This is a genomic window from Pseudomonas sp. R4-15 (assembly GCF_055768815.1).
In genome coordinates this window covers 619,725-641,977 of record NZ_CM147293.1, presented here as the reverse complement: position 1 = coordinate 641,977, position 22,253 = coordinate 619,725, and the positions used below count along the sequence as shown (strand labels likewise).

Here is a 22,253-nt window from a genome sequence, read left to right as displayed (position 1 = left end):
GGAACCGAACATGCATTTCTCCATTTCGCGCGAAGCTCTGCTCAAACCCCTGCAGCTGGTCGCTGGCGTCGTCGAGCGCCGGCAGACGCTGCCGGTCCTGTCAAACGTGTTGCTGGTGGTCGAAGGTCAGCAGCTCTCGCTTACCGGCACCGATCTCGAGGTCGAGCTGGTCGGTCGGGTAGCTCTCGAGGACGCCGCGGACCCCGGTGAAATTACCGTGCCCGCGCGCAAGCTGATGGATATCTGCAAGAGCCTGCCCAGCGACGCGCTGATCGATATCCGCGTCGATGAGCAGAAGCTTTTGGTCAAGGCCGGCCGTAGTCGCTTCAGCCTGTCCACGCTGCCGGCAGGAGATTTCCCCACGGTAGAGGAAGGTCAGGGTTCGATGAGTTTCAGTCTGCCCCAGGCCAAGCTGCGTCGGTTGATCGAACGCACCTCCTTCGCCATGGCTCAGCAGGACGTACGTTACTATCTCAACGGCATGTTGCTGGAGGTTGCACAGGGCGTGGTGCGTGCGGTCGCCACTGATGGTCACCGCCTGGCAATGTGCAGCATGGCGCATACACAGGAAGTGTCGGCAAAGCACCAGGTCATCGTGCCGCGCAAAGGCATCCTCGAGCTCGCTCGCTTGCTCGGTGACCAGGATGCCGATGTGGCGATCGTGCTGGGTCAACATCACATCCGGGCCACCACCGGTGAATTTACCTTCACCTCTAAGCTGGTCGATGGCAAGTTCCCGGATTACGAGCGCGTGCTGCCGAAGGGTGGCGATAAACTCGTGGTCGGCGATCGCCAACTGTTGCGCGAAGCTTTCAGTCGTACGGCGATTCTTTCGAACGAAAAATATCGCGGTATCCGCCTGCAGCTCTCCAATGGTCTCCTGAAAATCCAGGCCAATAACCCGGAGCAGGAAGAGGCCGAAGAGGAAGTGGTGGTCGACTATAACGGCGGTGAGTTGGAGATCGGCTTCAACGTCAGCTACCTGCTCGACGTTCTGGGGGTCATGGCGACCGACCAGGTGCGCATGACCCTCTCCGACTCCAATAGCAGCGCGCTGCTTCAGGAAGGCGATAACGACGAATCGGCGTATGTCGTGATGCCGATGCGTCTGTAAGCGAGACCACTTGTCCGTTCGCCGCCTCAACGTCACCGCGGTGCGTAACCTGCACCCGGTGACGCTTTCCCTCTCCCCCCGCGTCAATATCCTTTACGGCGATAATGGTAGCGGCAAGACCAGCGTGCTGGAGGCCGTCCACCTGTTAGGGCTGGCGCGCTCCTTTCGCAGTACCCGACTACAGCCCATCATCCAGCACGAGCAACCCGCTTGTACCGTCTTCGGCCAGGTGGAGCGCGTCGGCGGCACACTGACCAATCTCGGCGTGTCGCGTGATCGTCAGGGCGAATTGCAGATCCGCCTCGACGGGCAGAGCTTGCGTAGTGCCTCCCAGCTGGCCGAGGTTCTACCGCTGCAACTGATCAACCCCGATAGTTTCCGCCTACTTGAGGGGGCTCCCAAGGTACGTCGCCAGTTTCTCGATTGGGGCGTGTTCCACGTGGAACAACGCTTCCTGTCCGCCTGGCAGCGCCTGCAGCAAGCGCTGCGTCAGCGGAACTCGTGGCTTCGACATGGTAATATGGACGGTCCTTCACGGGCAGCATGGGACCGGGAGCTATGCCGTGCAGCAGACGAGATCGACGGCTATCGACGCAGCTACATACAGCTGTTGAAGCCGGTCTTCGAGGACGTCCTGCGCGAGCTGGTGGATCCCGGGGAGCTGCAGCTGAGCTATTACCGGGGATGGGATCGAGAGCGCGAACTGCAAGCGGTGCTTGATGCTTCGTTGGTACGTGACCAGGCGCTGGGGCACACCCAGGCCGGTCCCCAACGGGCGGATTTGCGCTTGAGATTGTCAGGCCATAACGCCGCGGAAATTCTTTCCCGCGGCCAACAGAAGTTGGTGGTCTGCGCCCTGCGTATTGCCCAAGGAAGACTCCTCGACCAGGCACGTCGCGCGCAGTGCGTCTACTTGGTTGATGACTTGCCTTCCGAGTTGGATGAGCAGCATCGCCGGGCCCTGTGTCGGCTGCTGGAAGATTTGAATTGTCAGGTATTCATCACCTGTGTGGATCCTGAATTGATGAATGATGGCTGGCGCGGCGACACGCCGGTCGCCATGTTCCACGTGGAACATGGGCGAATAACAGCATCGGAGTAGACATGAGCGAGAACAGCACCTACGACTCGTCCAGTATCAAGGTCCTCAAGGGCCTGGATGCCGTGCGCAAGCGGCCGGGCATGTATATCGGCGACACCGACGACGGCACTGGCCTGCATCACATGGTGTTCGAGGTGGTCGATAACTCGATCGACGAAGCCCTGGCAGGCTTCTGCTCCGATATATCCATCACCATCCACATGGATGAATCCATCACCGTCCGTGACAATGGCCGCGGCATTCCAGTGGATATCCACAAGGAAGAAGGTGTTTCCGCCGCAGAAGTCATCATGACCGTGCTGCATGCCGGCGGTAAGTTCGACGACAACACCTACAAGGTTTCCGGCGGTCTGCACGGCGTAGGTGTTTCCGTGGTGAACGCCCTTTCTGAAGAGCTGCGCCTCACGGTGAAACGTAGCGGCAAGGTCTGGCAGCAGATCTATCGGCACGGCGTTCCGGAGGCTCCCCTCGCCCCCATTGGCGAAACCGAAGGCAGTGGCACCGAGATTCACTTCAAGGCTTCCGCCGAGACCTTCACCAACATCCAGTTCAGCTGGGACATCCTGGCTAAGCGTCTGCGTGAGCTTTCCTTCCTCAACTCGGGGGTAGGTATCCTGCTGCGCGACGAGCGCACCGGTAAGGAAGAGCTATTCAAGTACGAAGGCGGGCTACGTGCTTTCGTCGAATACCTGAACACCAACAAGACGGTGGTGAATCAGGTGTTCCACTTCAACGTCCAGCGTGACGATGGCATTGCCGTGGAAGTTGCCCTGCAGTGGAACGATGGCTTCAACGAAAGCATCCTCTGCTTCACCAACAACATTCCCCAGCGTGACGGTGGCGCCCACCTGGCCGGCTTCCGTTCGGCGTTGACGCGTAACCTGAACAACTACATCGAGGCCGAGGGTCTGGCGAAGAAGTTCAAGGTAGCCACCACCGGTGACGATGCCCGCGAAGGGCTAACCGCGATCATTTCGGTGAAGGTCCCGGATCCCAAGTTCAGTTCTCAGACCAAGGACAAGTTGGTCTCCTCCGAAGTGAAGACCGCCGTCGAACAGGAGATGGGCAAGTACTTCGCCGACTTCCTGCTGGAAAGCCCCAACGAAGCCAAGGCCGTCGTCGGCAAGATGCTTGACGCTGCCCGGGCCCGTGAAGCTGCGCGCAAGGCCCGCGAGATGACCCGCCGCAAGGGTGCGCTGGACATTGCCGGTCTGCCCGGAAAGCTCGCCGACTGCCAGGAGAAGGACCCGGCCCTCTCCGAACTCTACATCGTGGAGGGTGATTCCGCCGGCGGTTCCGCCAAGCAGGGACGTAACCGTCGTACCCAGGCCATCCTTCCGTTGAAAGGCAAGATCCTCAACGTCGAGAAGGCCCGCTTCGACAAGATGCTCTCCTCTGCCGAAGTCGGCACACTGATCACTGCCCTGGGCTGTGGTATCGGTCGTGAGGAGTACAACATCGACAAGCTGCGTTACCACAACATCATCATCATGACCGATGCTGACGTCGACGGCTCGCACATCCGTACCCTGTTGCTGACCTTCTTCTTCCGCCAGATGCCCGAGCTGATCGAGCGTGGCTACGTCTATATCGCTCAGCCGCCGCTCTACAAGATCAAGCGCGGCAAGAACGAGCAGTACATCAAGGACGATGAGGCGATGGACGAGTACATGACCCAGGCTGCGCTGGAAGACGCCAGCCTGCACGTCAACGAGGATGCCCCGGGACTCTCCGGTACGGCCCTGGAAAAGCTCGTCAACGACTTCCGCCAGGTCACCCGGACCTTGAAGCGCCTGTCGCGGCTGTATCCCTACGAGCTGACCGAGCACTTCGTCTACCTGCCCCGTGTGCAGGTGGAGGACCTGGCCGACGAAGCGCGCATGCGCACCTGGCTGGAGAAACTCGAGGCGCGCTTGGTTGCCAATGCTCGCTCCGGAATCACCTACAGTGTGGGCTTGCGTGAAGACAAGGAACGGGGACTGTGGTTGCCCGAGGTACAACAGATCGCCCACGGTCTGTCGCACTACATCACCTTCAACCGGGACTTCTTCGCCAGCAATGACTATCGACTGGTCGCCACCTTGGGTGACCAGTTGAACAGCCTGCTGGAAGAGGGGGCCTACGTGAAGCGGGGTGAGCGCCGCAAGCCGGTGACTACCTTCAAGGAAGCGCTCGCCTGGTTGATGAATGAGAGCACCAAGCGCCTGAGCATCCAGCGTTATAAGGGCCTGGGTGAAATGAACCCGGACCAGCTCTGGGAAACCACCATGGACCCGAACGTGCGTCGCATGCTGCGCGTCACCATCGACGACGCACTGGCCGCCGACCAGCTATTCAATACCCTGATGGGTGATGCCGTGGAACCCCGCCGTGATTTCATCGAGAGCAACGCTCTGGCGGTGACGAACCTCGACGTGTGATGTTTCCGCCGCTGATCTTCAGCGTGCGGCTCCATATAACCCCGGCCAAGTGCCGGGGTTTTTTCTGCCTGTCAGAACGGCAGCAGACCAAGGCCGCAACTTTCCCGAATACTCGTTTGTCAGCGGATCAGGCTAGAGCGACTACATCGGACTATTTTTAACCAGGCTTTGATTGCTGAGGGAAGCTCGAACTTCCTTCCGGTAAGTGGCTCATGAAAGGATGTCGCAAAGCTGCGTGAGTATGATTCAGAGGTTAGGGATGACCATAGAGTCGACGAGCGGATGAACGCGGAAGCTCTCCGCCAGTCCACACCTAATAAATAGACGCCCCACCCCTCTGAGCGTCGCGGAAATCGCCATAGGTCTGCATCGCTCAATTTATATGGATATATCAGGAGCAATAAGATGAGTTTAAGGAATCTACGTATCGGCGTGCGTGCTGCCCTTGGCTTCGCAATCATTACCCTGCTGTGTGTCGCAGTAGGGCTGATCGGCTTGTTGCAGATGAAACGTATGAACGCCATGTCCGATGAGATCAACGAGAATTGGATGCCCTCGGTAGCGTCGGTGAGTCACATAGGGCTGTCCGTGGGCCGTGTGAGAGCGCTGGGGTTGCGGGTACTGATCAGCACACCGGGCAACGATTTCGATGCTGCGAAGGCTCGACTTGGGGAAGCCGCCGAACAACTTGAAAGGGACCAGCAGCGATATGAAACCCTGATTTCCAGCCCGGAGGAGAGACACGCCTTCGAGCAATTCCAAGGCGCACTGGCACCTTATCTGACGAGCCAGGCGCGGATGCTTCAACTGGCTGAGCAAGGAAACCGTGCCGCAGCCATTGAGTTGGTGACTCAGGAAATGAATGCTCAGTCGGACGCCATGATGCGCGCGCTCGGCGACTTGGCGACGTTGAACAAGGACGGTGCCCAGTCTGCCGCCCAGCGCAGTGACGACCTGTTTAGCGAAGCGTCCTGGACCCTCGCCCTCTTGCTGGGATTGGCCGTGGTGGGCAGCATCGTGATTGCTTCGTTGATTACCCATGGCATTGTGCGGCCACTGGGCGAAGCCTTGGGCGTAGCGCGGAGAATTGCGGCAGGTGACCTGAGCCAATCCGTGCAGGTGCAGGGAAAAGATGAACTTGCGCAACTGCTGCTGGCCTTGCGCGAGATGCAGGAAGCGCTACGTGGCACCCTGCAGCAACTCCTCGATTCTTCCACCCAGCTGGCCTCGGCCGCTGAGGAAATGAGTGCTGTGACGGACGACGCCACGCACACCCTGCATCGGCAGACCGGCGAGCTGGAGCAGGCCGCTACCGCCGTCAACGAGATGACCTCGGCCGTGGAAGAAGTCGCCAGCAACGCCGTCAGCACCTCGGAAGCGACCAAGCGTACGCATGAGGCCGCGCAGCAGGGGCGTACCCGCATCGAGCAGGCCGTGGGATCCATCGAAGCACTGATGGGCGAGATGCAGCACACCTCGGCGGATGTGGGACATCTGGCAGCCGAAGTGAAGAACATCAGCCAAGTGCTCGACGTCATTCGCAGTATCGCCGAGCAGACCAATCTCCTGGCGCTCAACGCGGCGATCGAGGCTGCGCGAGCCGGTGAGCAGGGGCGAGGTTTTGCCGTGGTGGCCGACGAAGTCCGGGCGCTGGCACATCGCACGCAGCAGTCGACCGAGGAAATCGAGCAGATGATCCGCGGCATCCAGGACGGCGCGGAGAAAGCCGTGAGCGCGATTCAGAAGAGCTCGCAGCTTTCGGTGCGCACCGGTGAGCAGACCCGTTCAGCCGGAGATGCGCTGCGTGAAATTGGCGAAGCCATCTCCGAGGTCAATGATCGTAACCTGGTGATCGCTGCCGCATCGGAAGAACAGGCGCAGGTCGCGCGTAGCGTCGACGAAGGCCTGGTCAACATCCGTGACATGGCTCTGCAGACCGCTGCAGGGGCGGACCAGACTAACACCGCCAGCCACGATCTCTCGCGCCTGGCGGCGGAGCTCAACGGGTTGGTTGCTCGCTTCCGTCTGTAATCGCCTCAACCGTCCAGGCCGGGAATGGCCTGGGCGATCCAGTCGCGCGCACGATCGCTGAGGTTCGCGACGGCGCGCGGCCCCTCCCCCTCCAACATCAGCGGCTCGCCGATGACCACATCGACGTAGCCGGGGCGCTTATCCCAGCCGTGGCGCGGCCAGAACTCGCCGGCGTTGTGCGCGATGGGCAGTAACGGCACCCCTGCACTGGCCGCCAGCGCCGCGCCGCTGCGGGTGAATTTGCCGAGTTTTCCCGGAAGCATGCGCGTTCCCTCGGGAAACACCATCACCCAGGCGCCCTCTCGTAGCCGTCCAGGGCCCCGCTCGGCAATTTGCTTGAGTGCCTGCTTGGGATTGTCGCGGTCGATGGCGATGGGTTTTAGCAACGCCATGGCCCAACCGAAGAACGGCACGAACAGCAACTCGCGCTTGAGCACCTGGGCCACCGGCTCGAAGTAGGCGGTCAGGAAGAAGGTCTCCCAAGTACTCTGGTGGTTGGCGACGATCACGCAACTGCGCGCCGGTACGTTCTCCGCGCCGCGCAGGCGGTAACGCACCCCGGCCACGTGCCAGGACAACCAGACTGCGCAGCGGGCCCAGGTTTGGGCGACGAAGCGATAGCGGGCGCGGAACGGTAGGAAGGGTGCAACGAAGACTGAAAGGATGCACCAGAACATCGAACTGCTGGCGAGCAGAACGTAGAAGAGCGCGATGCGCAGCCAGTGCAGGATTTTCATGCCTGGGTCTCCAGCAGATGATCGACCAGTGCCGCCAGATCGGCGAACACGCCGGTGCCTTGGGGCAGCGGCTTTTCCAGGGTTCGTCGGCCCTTGCCGGTACGCACCAGGTAAGGGGTCCCGCCGAGCGCCATGCCGGCCTGCAGGTCGCGCAATGAGTCGCCTACCACCGGCACGCCTACGAGGTCGTCGAGGCCGTAATGTGCCGCGATACGCTGGAACATGCCCGGCAACGGCTTGCGGCAGTCGCATCCGTCGTCCGGACCGTGCGGGCAGTGCAGGATCAGACCCACCTCCCCGCCCAGCGCGGCAACCCGCTCGCGCAGTGCCTGATGCATCTGCGCGAGTACCGCTTCGTCGTAGTAACCGCGGGCGATACCCGACTGGTTGGTGGCCACCGCTACCGTCCAGCCCGCGCGGGATAAGCGTGCGATGGCTTCCAGCGAGCCGGGAATGGGAATCCACTCCGCGAGACTTTTCACGTAGGCGTCGGAGTCCTGGTTGATGACCCCGTCGCGGTCGAGAACGATGAGTTTCATGCGCTTCCTGTTCGATGCAGCAAAAGAAAAGGGTGGATGAGGCTGACTGCCCGCATCCACCCTCCCTGGCTCGTCGTAGCCTCAGCCCAGCAGCGAGATGTCCGCCACGCCGAGGAACAGGCCGCGCAGCTTGGCCAGTAGCGCGTGACGGTTGGCCCGGACCTCGGCCTGCTCCGCGTTGACCAGCACGGCCTCGAAGAACGCATCCACCGGTCCGCGCAGGCTCGCCAGACGCTCCAGGGCCTCACGGTACTGGCGTTGCTCGGCCAACGGCTGCACCGCGTGGTCGGCCTGCTGGATGGCGGAGTACAGGGCGAACTCGGCAGCGTTGTCGAACCAGCGAGCCTCGATCTGCGCCGGCACTTCGTGTTCGGCCTTGGCCAGCAGGTTGGAAACGCGCTTGTTGGCGGCGGCCAGCGAAGCGGCCTCGGGCAACTGACGGAACGCCTGTACCGCCTGCACACGCTGGTCGAAGTCCAGCGGCGAGGTGGGCTTGAGGGCACGGACGGCGAGGTACACCTCGACCGCCACGCCTTCATCCTCGTAGCGCGCGCGCAGGCGGTCGAAGACGAACTCCAGCAACTGCTCGGCGAGGCCCTTGGCGTTGACCTTGTCGGCGTACAGGCGAATGGCGAAGTCGATCGCCTCGGCCAGGTCCAGGTCCAGGTCCAGGTCTTTCTCGATCAGGATGCGGAGCACACCGAGTGCCTGGCGACGCAGGGCGAACGGGTCCTTGCTGCCGGTGGGCAGCATGCCGATGCCGAAGATGCCGACCAGGGTATCGAGCTTGTCCGCGACTGCGACGATGGCGCCGGTCAGGGTCTGCGGCAGCACCGCACCGGCACCACGCGGCATGTACTGTTCGTCCAGCGCACGGGCCACGTCGTCGGCCTCGCCGCCGGCCTGGGCGTAGTAGAAACCGGCGATGCCCTGCATCTCGGGGAACTCACCGACCATCTCGGTGGCCAGGTCGCACTTGGACAGCAGGCCAGCGCGGCTGGCACGTGCGGCGTCGCCACCCAGGCGCTCGGCGATGAAGCCGGCCAGCTTGGACACGCGCACGGCCTTGTCGTAGACGCTGCCCAGCTGGGCCTGGAAGACCACGTTCTTGAGGCGCTCGTTGAAGGCTTCCAGCGGCTGCTTCTGGTCCTGCAGGAAGAAGAACTCGGCGTCGGTCAGGCGCGGACGCACGACTTTCTCGTTACCCGAGACGATCTGCGCCGGGTCCTTGCTCTCGACGTTGGCCACGGTGATGAAGCGCGGCAAAAGCTTGCCTTCGGCATCCAGCAGGCAGAAGTACTTCTGGTTGTCCTGCATGGTGGTGATCAGCGCTTCCTGGGGCACCGAGAGGAAGCGTTCCTCGAAGGCGCAGACCAGCGGCACCGGCCATTCGACCAGCGCGGTGACTTCGTCGAGCAGTGCCGGCGGTACCACTGCACTGCCCTGCTGCTCGGCAGCGAGCTGGGCGACGCGCTGCTCGATCAGCGCGCGACGCTCATCGAAGTCTGCCAGCACATGCGCAGCGCGCAGGTCTTCCAGGTAGTTGCGCGGTGCGCTGATGCGGATCTCTCCCGGTGCGTGGAAGCGATGCCCACGGGATTCGCGACCCGCGACCTGGGTGAGAATCTCGCAATCGACCACGGCATCGCCGAAGAGCATCACCAGCCACTGGGTGGGACGCACGAACTCTTCGCGGCGATCGGCCCAGCGCATGCGCTTGGGAATCGGCAGACCGGCCAGCGAGCTCTCGACGATCTCCGGCAGCAGGCTCAGGGTCGGCTTGCCGGGCGTGGTGCGGGCGAAGCGCAGCTTGGGACCGCTGCGGTCGATCTCGGCGAGGTCCACGCCGCACTTGCGGGCGAAGCCCAGCGCCGCCTGGGTCGGATTGCCCTCGGCGTCGAAGGCGGCCTGCAGCGGCGGCCCGTCGAGGGTCACGCTGCGGTCGGGCTGTTGCTCGTCGAGGCCTTCGACGAGCACGGCCAGCCGGCGTGGCGCGGCATAGGCACGGGTCGCGGCGAAGTTCAGACCGGCACCCTTGAGGCCCAGTTCGATGCCGGAGAGGAAGGCCTCCGAAAGGGTTTTCAGGGCCTTGGGGGGCAGCTCTTCGGTGCCCAGTTCGACCAGAAAGTCGCGGGTGCTCATTGCGCAGCCTCCTCCAGCTTGGCCAGGACTTCTTCACGCAGTTCGGGGGTGGCCATCGGGAAGCCCAGGCGCGCGCGTGCCTGCAGGTAGCTGTGCGCCACGGCGCGTGCCAGGGTGCGTACGCGCAGGATATAGCGCTGGCGCTCGGTCACCGAGATGGCGCGGCGGGCATCCAGCAGGTTGAAGGTGTGCGAGGCCTTGAGGACCATTTCATAGGTCGGCAGCGGCAGTTGCAGCTCGCTCAGACGGTTGGCCTCGGACTCGTAGAAGTCGAACAGCTCGAAGAGCTTCTCGACGTTGGCGTGCTCGAAGTTATAGGTGGACTGCTCCACCTCGTTCTGGTGGAACACGTCGCCGTAGGTCACCTTGCCGAAGGGGCCATCGGTCCACACCAGATCGTAGACCGAGTCGACGCCCTGCAGGTACATGGCCAGGCGTTCCAGGCCGTAGGTGATCTCACCGGTCACCGGATAGCACTCGATGCCACCGACCTGCTGGAAGTAGGTGAACTGCGTCACCTCCATGCCGTTCAGCCAGATTTCCCAACCCAGACCCCAGGCGCCGAGGGTCGGCGACTCCCAGTTATCCTCGACGAAGCGGATGTCGTGCACCAGCGGATCGATGCCGATCGCCTTCAGCGAGCCCAGGTAGAGTTCCTGGAAATTCGCCGGGTTCGGCTTGAGGACCACCTGGAACTGGTAGTAGTGCTGCAGGCGGTTGGGGTTTTCGCCATAGCGACCGTCGGTGGGACGGCGGCTGGGCTGGACGTAGGCGGCGTTCCAGGTTTCCGGGCCGATGGCGCGCAGGAAGGTCGCGGTATGGAAGGTACCGGCACCGACTTCCATATCGTAGGGCTGCAACACGACGCAGCCCTGCTCGGCCCAGTATTGCTGCAGGGCCAGGATCAGGTCCTGGAAGGTGCGTGCGGCGGGGATGTTCTGGCTCACTAAGGTCACCCGTTCTGGCAGGGACGAAAAGTGCGGGAGTATACCCGAAGGCACGTGGCTCCCGCATTGGCGCTTGCGTGGCGGGACATATGACTGTGTTTTTATACAGTATTAAGCTATCTTTTCTGTATAACCGCTTTTAACCCGCTGGAGAGCCGCCGTGCCTCGTTGTTTCTGGTGTACCGACGATCCGATCTACATCGCCTACCACGACCAGGAATGGGGCGTGCCCAATCGCGATCCGGGTCATCTGTTCGAGATGCTGCTGCTGGAAGGCTTCCAGGCCGGATTGTCGTGGATCACCGTCCTGAAGAAGCGTGAGCGCTACCGCCAGGTGCTGCATGGTTTCGATGCACAGCGCCTGGCGCGGCTCAGCGACGAAGAGATCGAAGCACTGATGCAGGACCCCGGGATCATTCGCAACCGTCTCAAGCTCAAGGCGGCACGGCAAAATGCCCAGGCCTGGCTGCGTCTGGAGGACCCGGTTGCCCTGCTCTGGTCGTTCGTCGGCGGGACGCCCATCATCAACGACTTCGCCGAGCGTAGCGAGGTGCCGGCCATCACGCCCGAGGCACAGGCGATGAGCAAGGCCCTGAAAAAGGCCGGTTTTACCTTCGTCGGACCGACCATTTGCTATGCCTTCATGCAAGCGACCGGCATGGTCATGGACCACACCACCGACTGCGAGCGTTACGCGGCATTGTCGCGCAGGTAAAGCTTTTGTGAATTACCGCAGGCCCTAAGCGTAAGCGGGTAGAATGCGCGGCTGCTTTTTATGACTGCGAGGTCTATCGGTGGACAAGTTCAAGGGCGCGCTGGTGGTGGGCTTCCTGCGCCTGTTCGCATTATTGCCGTGGCGGTGGGTGCAGGCAGTGGGCGCGGGCATTGGCTGGATGATGGCATGCTTGCCCAACCGTTCGCGCGAAGTCGCGCGGACCAACCTTGCGCATTGTTTTCCCGAGTTGGATAAAGCGGCGCTCGAGAGCTTGCTCCGGGCGAGCCTGAAAGGCGTCTCCAAGTCCCTCACCGAGAGTGCCTGCGCCTGGATCTGGCCGGCGCGTAAATCGCTGGCGCTGATTCGCGAAGTCGAGGGCTTGGACGTCTTGCAGGCCGCCCTCGCCGCGGACAAGGGCGTGGTCGGTATCACCAGCCACCTCGGTAACTGGGAAGTGCTCAACCACTTCTACTGCAACCAGTGCAAACCGATCATTTTCTATCGCCCGCCGAAGCTCAAGGCGGTCGACGAATTGCTGCGCCAGCAGCGCGTGCAGATGGGTAACAAGGTTGCACCCTCGACCCGCGAAGGCATCCTCTTGGTGATCAAGGAGGTTCGCCGCGGCGGTGCTGTGGGCATTCCTGCGGATCCGGAGCCGAGTCTTTCTTCTGGACTCTTCGTGCCCTTCCTCGGTACCACCGCGCTGACCAGCAAGTTCGTCGCCGGCATGCTCGCCGGCGGCAAGGCGCAAGGGGTATTCCTGCACGCCCTGCGGCTCCCCGATGGCAGTGGCTACAAAGTCATCATCGAGGCCGCGCCGGAGGACATGTACAGCGAGGATGCGCAGGTCGCGGTCGCCGCGATGAGCCGCGTCATTGGCGATTACGTGCGTGCCTACCCGGACCAGTACATGTGGACCATGAAGCGCTTCAAGAGGCGCCCGGGTGGAGAAAAGGGGTGGTACTGAGGCGGAAAAACAGCTGAACCGTTGGTCGATAGATTGGGCATCGGCGCAACCTTTGCGTATCCTTGGGGTCTTCTTGCGGCTCGCCAAGTTACCGGCGCCCGTGAATTGTCTCGGGTGCTGACGCCGGAGGTTCCAGCGCCCCGTTTACCAAGGTCACCGTTTTGAGCAGATTTTTCAGTACCGCCGCCCTTCTTGGCGCCCTCTTTCTCGGCGCCAGCAGCGCCCAGGCTTCCTTCCGCATAGAGCGCATGCCCGCGGGCTCCAGCGCTGAACAAGCCTTCGAATCCCAGGATGCCACCGACGAAGTCATCCGTCGCGCGCTTTCCGTCCTCGGTACGCCCTATCGTTGGGGCGGTAGCACGCCCAAGCGGGGCTTCGACTGCAGCGGGCTGGTCAACTACGCCTTCCGTGACGTGGACGACCTCGATCTTCCGCGCACCTCGCGCGCACTGGCCCGAGTGGACAGCCCGCGTGTCGCCCGCGACGACCTGCAGCCCGGCGACTTGTTGTTCTTCCGCATTCGCGGGCGGCAGATCGACCATGTGGCCATCTACCTCGGCAACGATCGTTTCATCCACGCCCCGCGACGGGGCGCCAAGGTACGGATCGAACAACTGAGCAGCAGCTATTGGCAGCGCCGTTTCCAGTTGGCGCGGCGGGTGATGCCGGATACGCCGACGGTGATCGCCCACCGCTGATGAGAGAGATGCTGGCCGTGTCGTACGGGCACGGCTAGAATGCGCGCCGTCCGTGGCCATACCGGCCGCGGCAATGGGTTCCCTCACCCCATTTCAGGTAAAAAGGACCAGTCCATGCCGTTGCTTCCCGCTTCGGTCAGTCGCCCCGTGTTGGCCGCGCTGATCGCTTTCCACATTCTCGTCATCATCGCCTCCAACTACCTGGTGCAACTGCCGATTCAACTGTTCGGCTGGCACACCACCTGGGGCGCGTTCAGTTTTCCGTTCATCTTCCTCGCCACCGACCTCACCGTGCGGCTGATGGGCAAGGGACCGGCACGAAGGGTGATCGCCAAGGTCATGCTGCCGGCGCTGCTGGCCTCCTACGCCGTCTCCGTGCTGTTCCACGATGGCGCTTTCGCGGGCTTTGCGGCGCTGGCGAGCTTCAACCTGTTCGTCTTCCGTATCGCCCTGGCGAGCTTCCTCGCCTATGCGCTGGGCCAGCTGCTCGACATCCAGGTCTTCGATCGTCTGCGCCAACTGCGCCAGTGGTGGATCGCGCCGACCGCCTCGACTCTGTTCGGCAATGCGCTGGACACTTTCGTGTTCTTCGCGGTGGCCTTCCATGCCAGCAGCGACCCGTTCATGGCCGCCAACTGGGTGGAAATCGCCACGGTCGACTACGCAATCAAGCTGACGGTCAGCCTGGTGCTCTTCGTGCCGCTCTACGGAATGTTGCTCGGTGCGATCGTGCGGTTGCTGCCGCAGCGCGAGGGCGTGGCGCCGGCCTGAGCCGACGCCACGAGCCGGATCAGGCGCCGGCGTCGATCAGCGCCTGGACGGCATCGATGCCGCGCTGCAGGGCTTCCCGGTCGGCGCTGCGCAGGGTGGCATGGCCGACCTTGCGGCCCGGCTTGAAGGCCTTGCCGTAGTGGTGCAGGTGGCAATCGTCGATGGCGATCACCTGCGCGGTGGGCGGCACGCTGCCGAGGAAGTTGAGCATTGCGCTCTCCCCCAGCGTCGCGGTCGAGCCCAGCGGTAGCCCGGCCACCGCACGCAGGTGGTTCTCGAACTGGCTGCTCTGCGCACCCTCGATGGTCCAGTGGCCGGAGTTGTGCACGCGCGGGGCGATTTCGTTGGCTTTCAGGCCGCCGTCCACTTCGAAGAACTCGAAGGCCAGCACGCCGACGTAGTCCAGGTGCTTGAGCACCCGACCGACATAGTCTTCGGCCAGCGCCTGCAGCGGGTGTGCGCTGCTCGCCACCGACAGGTTGAGCACACCGCCGATGTGGGTGTTGTGTACCAGCGGGTAGAAGCGCGTTTCGCCGTCACGGGCGCGCACGGCGATCAGCGAGACCTCGCCGGTGAACGGCACGAAGCCCTCGAGAATGCACGGCACGCTGCCCAGCTCGGCGAACGCACCTTCGACGTCGGCCGCCGTGCGCAGGACCTTCTGGCCCTTGCCGTCGTAACCCAGGGTGCGGGTCTTCATCACCGCCGGCAGGCCGATGCGCGTGACTGCCGCATCCAGATCGGCTTGTGACTGTACGTCGGCGAATGCCGGCGTGGGGATGCCCAGCTCGCGGAACATCGATTTCTCGAACCAGCGATCGCGGGCGATGCGCAGGGACTCGGCGTTGGGGTAGACCGGCAGGAACTGGGCGAGGAAAGCCACCGTCTCGGCCGGTACGCTCTCGAACTCGAAGGTCACCAGGTCGACCCGATCGGCCAACTGGCGCAGCGCCGCCGGGTCGTCGTAGGCCGCCTGGATATGTTCGCCGAGCGCGCGGGCGCAGGCGTCCGGTGCCGGGTCGAGGAAGGTGAAGTCCATGTCCAGCGGGGTGCCTGCCAGGGCCAGCATGCGGCCCAACTGGCCGCCACCGATCACGCCGATCTTCATGCCTTACGCCTCGCGCGGGTCGGAGTTGTCGAGCACCGTGCGGGTCTGTTCGTCGCGGAACGCCTTGAGCGCGGTGTGGAACTGCGGGTGCTTGTGGCCGAGCATGCTCGCCGACAGCAGCGCCGCGTTGATCGCCCCGGCCTTGCCGATGGCCAGGGTCGCCACCGGCACGCCGGCGGGCATCTGCACGATCGACAGCAGCGAGTCGACGCCCGAGAGCATCGAACTCTGCACCGGCACGCCGAGCACCGGCAGGTGAGTCTTCGCCGCGCACATGCCCGGCAGATGCGCCGCGCCGCCGGCGCCGGCGATGATCACCTCGATGCCCCGGCCTTCGGCCTCTTCGGCGTACTGGAACAGCAGGTCCGGGGTGCGGTGGGCGGAGACCACCTTGACCTCGTAGGGAATGCCCAGCTTTTCCAGCATGTCGGCGGTGTGGCTCAAGGTGGACCAGTCGGACTTGGAGCCCATGATCACGCCTACCAGTGCGCTCATCGTGTCGTCTCTCGTGGCGGCGCCTTGCGGCGCGTCGGAAAACGGCGAGCCACGCCGTGAAACGGGCGTGGCTCGCGGGAAATGGGCCGCGGATTATAGCAAAGCACGGGCGCCGCGGCGTGCCGCCTGGCGTCCACGGTTCGCGTATTCGGCGAAGACGTCCTACGCTGTCTACTGCAGTCTTTTCCGGCCTCCCGTGCCGGCAGCGTGATGGCACGTGTTGCCTCCGTCCCCTATCGCACGCCGCCCGGTTCGTCTGGCCCCCATGGATATTCCACGAAAGGGTCCCAGCCATGCCTAGCACCATGAAAGCCGCCGTCGTCCATGCCTTCGGCGAACCCCTGCGTATCGAGGAAGTGAAGGTGCCCGAACCCGGGCCCGGACAGATCCTGGTGAAAATCGAGGCTTCCGGCGTCTGCCATACCGACTTGCATGCCGCCGAGGGCGACTGGCCGGTGAAACCGAGCCTGCCGTTCATTCCCGGTCATGAGGGCGTCGGTTATGTCGCCGCGGTGGGTGCCGGGGTCAGCCGGGTGAAGGAAGGTGATCGCGTCGGCGTGCCCTGGCTCTACACGGCCTGCGGCTACTGCGAGCACTGCCTGACCGGTTGGGAGACGCTCTGCGAAGGCCAGCAGAACACCGGCTATTCCGTGAACGGTGGTTATGCCGAGTACGTGCTGGCCGACCCGAACTATGTCGGCCTGCTACCGAAGAACGTCGAGTTCACCGAGATCGCGCCGATCCTCTGCGCTGGCGTCACCGTCTACAAGGGACTGAAGGTCGCCGGCGTGAAGCCAGGGCAATGGGTCGCCATCTCCGGTATCGGTGGCCTGGGGCACGTCGCGGTGCAATACGCCAAGGCCATGGGCATGCACGTGGCGGCCATCGACATCGACGACGGCAAGCTGGCGCTGGCGAAGAAACTCGGCGCCAGCCTGACCGTCAATGCGCGCAACGAGGACCCGTCCGAAGTGCTCCAGCGGGATATCGGTGGCGCCCATGGCGTGCTGGTTACCGCGGTGTCCAACAGCGCGTTCGGCCAGGCCATCAACATGGTCCGGCGTGGCGGCACCGTGGCCCTCAACGGCCTGCCACCGGGAGATTTCCCGACGCCGATCTTCGACGTGGTGCTCAAGGGCATCAGTATCACCGGCTCCATCGTCGGCACCCGCGCGGACCTGCAGGAGGCGCTGGATTTCGCCGGTGAAGGGCTGGTGAAGTCGACCATCCACACCGACCGCCTGGAAAACATCAACCAGATCTTCAAGGACATGCACGCCGGGCGCATCGAAGGTCGCGTGGTGCTGCAGCTCTAGGCGCTGCTGTCGCGACCTTAGGCGTGTTTCTGCAGGCCCTGTAGCCCGGAGTCGTCGGCCAGTTCCAGGCGCAGGGCCTCGATCTCGTCGAGGTGCTCGCACATCAGTGCCGCCAGCTTCGGGTCGAACTGACTGCCGGCATGCTCGCGGATATAGTCAGCGGCGCTGGCCATGTCCCACGGCTTCTTGTAGGGACGTACCGAGCGCAGGGCATCGTAGACGTCGCAGAGGGCGACGATGCGCGCGGACAGCGGGATCGCCTCGCCCGCCAGACCCTGTGGATAACCAGTACCGTCCCAGCGCTCGTGGTGACACAGGGCGATCTCCGCGGCCAGTTGGGTAAGTGGCGTCGGGTTGGCATCGTCGAGAATCGCGTGGCCGAGGGCCGAATGGCGATTCATCACTTCCCGCTCCTCCGGCGTCAGACGGCCAGGCTTGTTGAGAATGTGGTCGGGAATGCCGATCTTGCCGACATCATGCATCGGCGCGGCCATGTGTATCAGCTCTACCCATTCCTCGCTGGCGCCCTGGAGCCGGGCCAGTAGTGCCGCACTCTCGCCAATGCGCAGGATATGGTTGCCCGTCTCGTTGTCCTTGTATTCGGCGGCACGCGACAGGCAGCGGACGACGCCGGCATAGCTGGCGCTCAGTTGCGCGGTGCGCTCTTCGACGGCGCTTTCGAGGTGGTCGCGTTGGTGCTGCAAGGCACGGGTAGCCAGGCTCAGGCCGAGGTTGTTGCGCATGCGCAGGAGAAGCTCGGGCAGATCCAGGGGTTTGCACAGGTAGTCGTTGGCACCGAGTTCGTAGCCTCTGCGGCGGTTCTCCACATCGCTCAGCGCGGTCAGGATGATCACCGGCTGGCGGCTGCGATCGCGTCCGGTCAGATGCTGGAGAATTTCGAAACCGTCCGGTGCCGGCATGTCCAGGTCCAGCAACAACAGGTGCCAGTCGTTATGGCTCAGCCAGTCCAGTGCCGTGGCCGAGTCGGAGAATATCCTGATCCGGCGCATGCCGAAGGCACGCAGGCTGGACTCCAATAAGCGCAGGTTGGCGACGACGTCGTCGACCAGTACTACCTCGGCGTCACGCAGGGTCTCATCAAGCATGTCTAGATTCCTCCACCAGCAGGGCGGCTACCAATCCCCGCAACTGCTCCCTATCGAGCGGTTTGCCGAGCAGACCCTGGCAGTTCAGGGCCGCCGCGCGGGTCAGTTGTTCCGGGTCGGACGACGTGAGCACCACCACCGGCAACTGGCGCGTTGCACCGTCGTGGCGTAGCGCATCGAGTAGTACGGCCGCTTCCAGTCCGGGTAGCTGCAGGTCCAGCAGCAGCAGGCTGGGTGGGTCCGCGAGCAAGCGCATAAGGGCCTGCTGGCCATCACCGCAGACTTCCACGTCTGCCAGGTCGGCCAAGGTTTCGCGTACGCGGACCTGGTTGGCGGCATCGCTCTCAGCGTAGAACACCCGCGCACGCCCGGTGTGGCGAATGACCGGGTTCCGATCGGGCGCGGCCGGCAGCTCGATCCAGAAGCGACTGCCTTTCTGCCACTCGCTTTCCAAGCCCATGCTGCCGCCCATCGCCAAGGCGTATTCGCGGCAGAGCGCCAGGCCGATGCCGGTGCCCTGGATCGCGCTGTTCTCCAGCCCGAGACGCTGGAAGGGTTCGAACAGCAGGGCCTGCGAGGCGCTGTCGATGCCGCGCCCGGTATCTGCGACGATCAGACGTAGACGATCATCGATGCGTTGCCAGCCCAGGCTCACGGTGCCCCCGGGACGGTTGTATTTGATGGCGTTGGACAGCAGGTTGAGCAGCACCTGGCGCAAGCGACGCCCATCGGCCCGTGCCAAGAGCGGTTCGCGGGGCATCTCGATCTTCAACTGCAGGCCATTGCGGCGGATGTCCAGCGCGACCATCTCGGTGCATTCGTACACGATCGGCAGCAGGTCGATCGGTGCACTCGGCTGGGGGGCGGGGGCCGATTGCGCACTGGACCAGTCGAGAATGTCCTCCACCAGATGGCTCAGGTGGCGCGAGGCGGAGAGGATTTCGTTCAGGTGCATCGCGTTCGAATGACCTTCGCGCTTCTCCATTTCCAGCAATTGGGCGAAACCCTGGATGGCATTGAGTGGCGTGCGCAGTTCGTGGCTCATGCTCGAGATGAAGCGCGACTTCGCCTGGCTGGCCGCCTGGGCATACTCACTGGCCTGGCGCAGGGCCTCCTCGACGGCCTTGATGCGCTGGATGTCCACCAGAGTGCCGGCAAGCACCAGCGCCCGTTGGCGCTCATCGAATTCCAGCGCACGGCCACGGACCAACAGCCAGTGATGCTGACCACGCTCGTCGAGCAAGCGCAATTCGGCCTCGAAATGCCCGTGGGTGTCTCCCCGCGCCTGCTCCAGCGCGGCAGCGAACAGATCCTGGTCGGGCGGATGCAGATGACCCACGAACGTCGCCAGGGGCAGGGCCTCAGGCAGTCGGAACAGCGCGCAAATGCGACCGCTCAGGTAAAGCTGCTCGCGCTGCAGGTCGAGTTCCCAGAGTCCTTCGCTGGCACTTTCCATGACCAGCTCCAGACGCCGTTGCGCGGTCTGGCGTCGCGCCTCGCTCTGCTCCAGTTGCTCGCCGACACGGGCGGTGAGCGCCGCCATCTGACTCAGCTCGATGATCGGCGAACTGACCGGCCGTGGCCGCCAGTGCCCTTGGCCGATGGCGCTCATCATTCGCGAAATGCCGGTGATGGGCCGGCGCAGTTCTTCGCTCAGACGCTGGGCGCGACGCCAGAGTACGGCGAAGTACACCAGGTAGAAGAGGATCAGGCCGGCGATCAACAGGTAGCCGATGTGTTGGTAGCGACTGGCCAAGGCATCGGTCTGGGCGAATACATGGTCCTCATCGACCACCGCCAGTAGCTGCCAGCCGGTCTTGTCGATGCGCTGCCAGGCCACCAGGCGATTGCGCCCAGCCAGTGGCAGGGCCAGGCTGCCGCTGTCCACCTCGCGCATCGCCGCGACCAGGGCGGGCTCGCGACGGGCCAGGTTGAAGTCGTCCGGCTTGAGTACCTCGCGCTGGATGGCTTGCGCGTAGGAATGCTCGGTCAGCTCGCGCAGGCCGAAGTCGTCTTCGCCACGGGGGGCCAGCGCCATGATATCGAGATTGCTGCCCACCAGCAGGGCGTAGCCATTCCAGGGCAGTTGCAACTGATCGAAGTGTTCGAGGATGCCGCTGACGGTGACATCCAGCCCCACCACGCCCTCTAGGAAGTCGTCTCGGTACACCGGTGCCACCGAGGACATCATCCAGCCATGCCCGGCGGGGTCGAGGTAGACATCGGTCCAGACCTGGCCGCGCGTAGGGTTATGGGTGGCATCCGCCAGGTAGTAGAAATTGAAGGTCGGGATCTGCATGTCGGGCGGGTATTGCTCGTCGGTGCGGAACCACGGGTAGATGCGGTTGTAGCTGTCCCAGCTGTTGAAGTAGGCGCTGGTCACCAGCGGTAGCCGCGCGACCAGCTCACCCATCAGGGGATCGAGGCTGGCGAGCCGCGCGACCTTGTCCAGGTCCTGCTGCGCGAGGGGCGTGTGCGCGGAGTAGAAGGACGCCGCGCCGCCGCTGTCGTTCGCGCTGTAGCGCACGCCCTCGTGGCTGATCGCCAACGGCTCGGGTTGCCGCGCCTGGTCGACCAGGGCTCGGGCCGTGAGGTTGCGATAGACCAAGGTGGCCTGAGCCACCTGTTCCAGTTGTTGTTGCATCAGGTGGCTTTCGCTGCGCAGCGCCGTCTGCAGCTCGGTGACCGCCGTTTCGCGCAGATAGCCGACCTGGGTATCGCGGATGCTGTCGTTGCTGAGCAGGTAGATCCCGATCAGTACTATTTCCACCAACACCAGCGGAAGCAGGGCGCTCTTGAGAAAGGCGCGCCAAATCCATCGGCGCAACCGGAGAGGGGCGCGTTCGCTCACGGCCGGACTCCTGGGAATGATGGCTATATGATATCCAATACTGGTACGCTCGCCATGCGGCTAAAGCCGTAGGATCACGCGCTCTTCCGCTGCCTGCGAACGCGTCCCTAGCCCGCGCTTTCCAGTCTTCGCCAGAGCAGGCGAACCGCAGCCTTGCGCATCAATGCACAACGGTACAAGCGAATCTCCAGCGGTACCTGCCAGTGCTCCCCGCCGCAGATCACCAGGTCGCCACGGGCCAATTCCGCGGCCACCGAGAAGCGCGGCACCCAGGCCACGCCCAGGCCCTGAAGCGCCATGCTCTTCAGGCTGTCCGCCATGGCCGTTTCGTACACGGTAGTCGAACGCAGCGCCCGCTGGCGCAACAACAGGTTCACCGAGCGTCCGAGGAAGGCGCCGGCGCTGTAGGCCAGCAGCGGTACGCTCTGCCCGGCATCCAGGTCATGCAGCGGCATACCCTCGGCATCGACGGCGCACACGGGCAGCATCTGCGTGCTGCCGAGGTCGAGCCAGGGGAAGATCTCCGGGTCCAGTTGCAGCACCGCTTCCGGATCATGGTAGGCGAGCAGCAGGTCGCAGACCCCGTCGCGCAGCGCGTGCACGGCATCGCCGACATTGCTCGCCACCAGCCGGCTGGCGAAGCTCAAGCCCTGCTGGCGCAGCCCTGCCAGCCAGCCCGGGTAGAAGCCCAGCGCCAGGGAGTGCGCTGCCGCGATCTGCAGCACTTCGCCTTGCTGGCCCTCCAGGTGATGCAGGTGGCGGGCGACCTCGCTCAACTGTTCGGTCACGCTGCGCGCTGTGACCAGGAACAGTTGGCCGGCTTCGGTCAGCTCGATGGGCGTCCGTGAACGATTCACCAGCGTCAGTCCGAGGGCTTCTTCCAGCGCTTTGATGCGCCGACTGAAGGCGGGTTGGGTGACGAAGCGTTTCTGCGCCGCCTGGGAGAAGCTACCGAGTGCCGCCAGGGCGACGAAATCTTCCAGCCACTTGCTTTCCAGATTCATGCCCTGTCCTCGACGCTCATGTCCATTAGGTATGAAAGTGGAAGCCCACAGAAGGTGCAACCGCCATAGTCTGGGGAATTGAAGCGCTCAGGCGCAACCAAGTCACGCCTCTCTTATGCCGATCATGCATGACCCAGACAGTAACGGCATTGGCCGCCGGGGGCCTCGCGGCGCTAGTGTGGCGTCCCAT

General features: G+C 63.6%; 18 protein-coding genes and 1 pseudogene. 10 read left to right on the top strand and 9 right to left on the bottom strand.

What is annotated here, in order from left to right; all coding sequences use genetic code 11:
* Positions 1-10: 10 nt before the first annotated feature.
* The 5 genes and pseudogenes from dnaN to ACYRGX_RS03045 all read left to right on the top strand — a co-directional run bounded on the left by dnaN (position 11) and on the right by ACYRGX_RS03045 (position 6,667).
* Entirely contained in the window at positions 11-1,114 is a 1,104-nt protein-coding gene (gene dnaN, locus ACYRGX_RS03065) for a DNA polymerase III subunit beta (protein ID WP_473055144.1), read from the top strand.
* Between the two features lie 10 nt (positions 1,115-1,124).
* A complete protein-coding gene (recF, locus tag ACYRGX_RS03060) occupies positions 1,125-2,216 on the top strand; it encodes a DNA replication/repair protein RecF (RefSeq protein WP_473055143.1) in 1,092 nt (363 codons plus the stop codon).
* A 2-nt stretch (positions 2,217-2,218) separates the two neighbouring features.
* The gene (gene gyrB / locus ACYRGX_RS03055) at positions 2,219-4,636 is read left to right on the top strand and encodes a DNA topoisomerase (ATP-hydrolyzing) subunit B (RefSeq protein WP_473055142.1); all 2,418 of its coding nucleotides are present in this window, start codon (positions 2,219-2,221) and stop codon (positions 4,634-4,636) included.
* 405 nt (positions 4,637-5,041) lie between these two features.
* Positions 5,042-5,809 (top strand): annotated as a pseudogene (locus tag ACYRGX_RS03050) (MCP four helix bundle domain-containing protein); the annotation flags it as partial.
* Complete coding sequence (locus tag ACYRGX_RS03045; RefSeq protein WP_473056625.1) at positions 5,804-6,667, top strand: methyl-accepting chemotaxis protein; 864 nt, start codon at positions 5,804-5,806, stop codon at positions 6,665-6,667. The pseudogene ACYRGX_RS03050 and the gene ACYRGX_RS03045, both read left to right, overlap by 6 nt.
* Before the next feature lie 5 nt (positions 6,668-6,672).
* On the opposite strand, the gene ACYRGX_RS03040 is transcribed toward ACYRGX_RS03045, so the two are convergent.
* The 4 genes from ACYRGX_RS03040 to glyQ form a co-directional block, all read right to left on the bottom strand.
* Positions 6,673-7,404, bottom strand: a complete 732-nt coding sequence (locus ACYRGX_RS03040; RefSeq protein ID WP_473055141.1) for a lysophospholipid acyltransferase family protein — start codon at positions 7,402-7,404, stop codon at positions 6,673-6,675.
* Positions 7,401-7,943 (bottom strand): D-glycero-beta-D-manno-heptose 1,7-bisphosphate 7-phosphatase, encoded by a 543-nt coding sequence (gmhB, locus tag ACYRGX_RS03035; protein ID WP_473055140.1) that lies wholly within the window; start codon positions 7,941-7,943, stop codon positions 7,401-7,403. The genes ACYRGX_RS03040 and gmhB overlap by 4 nt, the downstream gene beginning before the upstream one ends.
* A gap of 81 nt (positions 7,944-8,024) precedes the next feature.
* Entirely contained in the window at positions 8,025-10,085 is a 2,061-nt protein-coding gene (gene glyS, locus ACYRGX_RS03030) for a glycine--tRNA ligase subunit beta (RefSeq protein ID WP_473055139.1), read from the bottom strand.
* Positions 10,082-11,032, bottom strand: a complete 951-nt coding sequence (gene glyQ, locus ACYRGX_RS03025; RefSeq protein WP_473055138.1) for a glycine--tRNA ligase subunit alpha — start codon at positions 11,030-11,032, stop codon at positions 10,082-10,084. The genes glyS and glyQ overlap by 4 nt, the downstream gene beginning before the upstream one ends.
* A gap of 160 nt (positions 11,033-11,192) precedes the next feature.
* On the opposite strand from glyQ, the gene ACYRGX_RS03020 reads away from it, so the two are divergent.
* The 4 genes from ACYRGX_RS03020 (at position 11,193) to ACYRGX_RS03005 (ending at position 14,183) form a co-directional block, all read left to right on the top strand.
* Positions 11,193-11,747: a DNA-3-methyladenine glycosylase I gene (locus ACYRGX_RS03020; protein ID WP_473055137.1), complete on the top strand. Its 555-nt coding sequence runs from the start codon at positions 11,193-11,195 to the stop codon at positions 11,745-11,747.
* A gap of 79 nt (positions 11,748-11,826) precedes the next feature.
* A complete protein-coding gene (locus ACYRGX_RS03015) occupies positions 11,827-12,714 on the top strand; it encodes a lysophospholipid acyltransferase (RefSeq protein WP_473055136.1) in 888 nt (295 codons plus the stop codon).
* A 248-nt stretch (positions 12,715-12,962) separates the two neighbouring features.
* Complete coding sequence (locus ACYRGX_RS03010; protein WP_473056624.1) at positions 12,963-13,412, top strand: C40 family peptidase; 450 nt, start codon at positions 12,963-12,965, stop codon at positions 13,410-13,412.
* A gap of 114 nt (positions 13,413-13,526) precedes the next feature.
* Entirely contained in the window at positions 13,527-14,183 is a 657-nt protein-coding gene (locus ACYRGX_RS03005; RefSeq protein ID WP_473055135.1) for a 7-cyano-7-deazaguanine/7-aminomethyl-7-deazaguanine transporter, read from the top strand.
* Positions 14,184-14,202: 19 nt separating this feature from the next.
* Here ACYRGX_RS03005 and ACYRGX_RS03000 read toward each other — a convergent pair whose 3' ends face one another.
* Together ACYRGX_RS03000 and purE are read right to left on the bottom strand one after the other, a co-directional pair.
* On the bottom strand, positions 14,203-15,291 hold the full coding sequence (locus ACYRGX_RS03000; protein WP_473055134.1) for a 5-(carboxyamino)imidazole ribonucleotide synthase: 1,089 nt from the start codon (positions 15,289-15,291) through the stop codon (positions 14,203-14,205).
* Between the two features lie 3 nt (positions 15,292-15,294).
* Positions 15,295-15,786 (bottom strand): 5-(carboxyamino)imidazole ribonucleotide mutase, encoded by a 492-nt coding sequence (purE, locus tag ACYRGX_RS02995; protein ID WP_473055133.1) that lies wholly within the window; start codon positions 15,784-15,786, stop codon positions 15,295-15,297.
* Between the two features lie 293 nt (positions 15,787-16,079).
* Between purE and adhP the strand changes: the two genes are divergently transcribed.
* Positions 16,080-17,102, top strand: a complete 1,023-nt coding sequence (gene adhP, locus ACYRGX_RS02990; protein WP_473055132.1) for an alcohol dehydrogenase AdhP — start codon at positions 16,080-16,082, stop codon at positions 17,100-17,102.
* A gap of 17 nt (positions 17,103-17,119) precedes the next feature.
* On the opposite strand, the gene ACYRGX_RS02985 is transcribed toward adhP, so the two are convergent.
* From ACYRGX_RS02985 to ACYRGX_RS02975, 3 genes are all read right to left on the bottom strand, one after another.
* The gene (locus ACYRGX_RS02985) at positions 17,120-18,208 is read right to left on the bottom strand and encodes an HD-GYP domain-containing protein (protein WP_473055131.1); all 1,089 of its coding nucleotides are present in this window, start codon (positions 18,206-18,208) and stop codon (positions 17,120-17,122) included.
* Positions 18,201-21,059, bottom strand: coding sequence for an ATP-binding protein (locus ACYRGX_RS02980; RefSeq protein WP_473055130.1), 2,859 nt, complete (start codon positions 21,057-21,059; stop codon positions 18,201-18,203). The genes ACYRGX_RS02985 and ACYRGX_RS02980 overlap by 8 nt, the downstream gene beginning before the upstream one ends.
* Before the next feature lie 107 nt (positions 21,060-21,166).
* Positions 21,167-22,063: a LysR substrate-binding domain-containing protein gene (locus ACYRGX_RS02975; RefSeq protein WP_473055129.1), complete on the bottom strand. Its 897-nt coding sequence runs from the start codon at positions 22,061-22,063 to the stop codon at positions 21,167-21,169.
* Between the last annotated feature and the right edge of the window lie 190 nt (positions 22,064-22,253).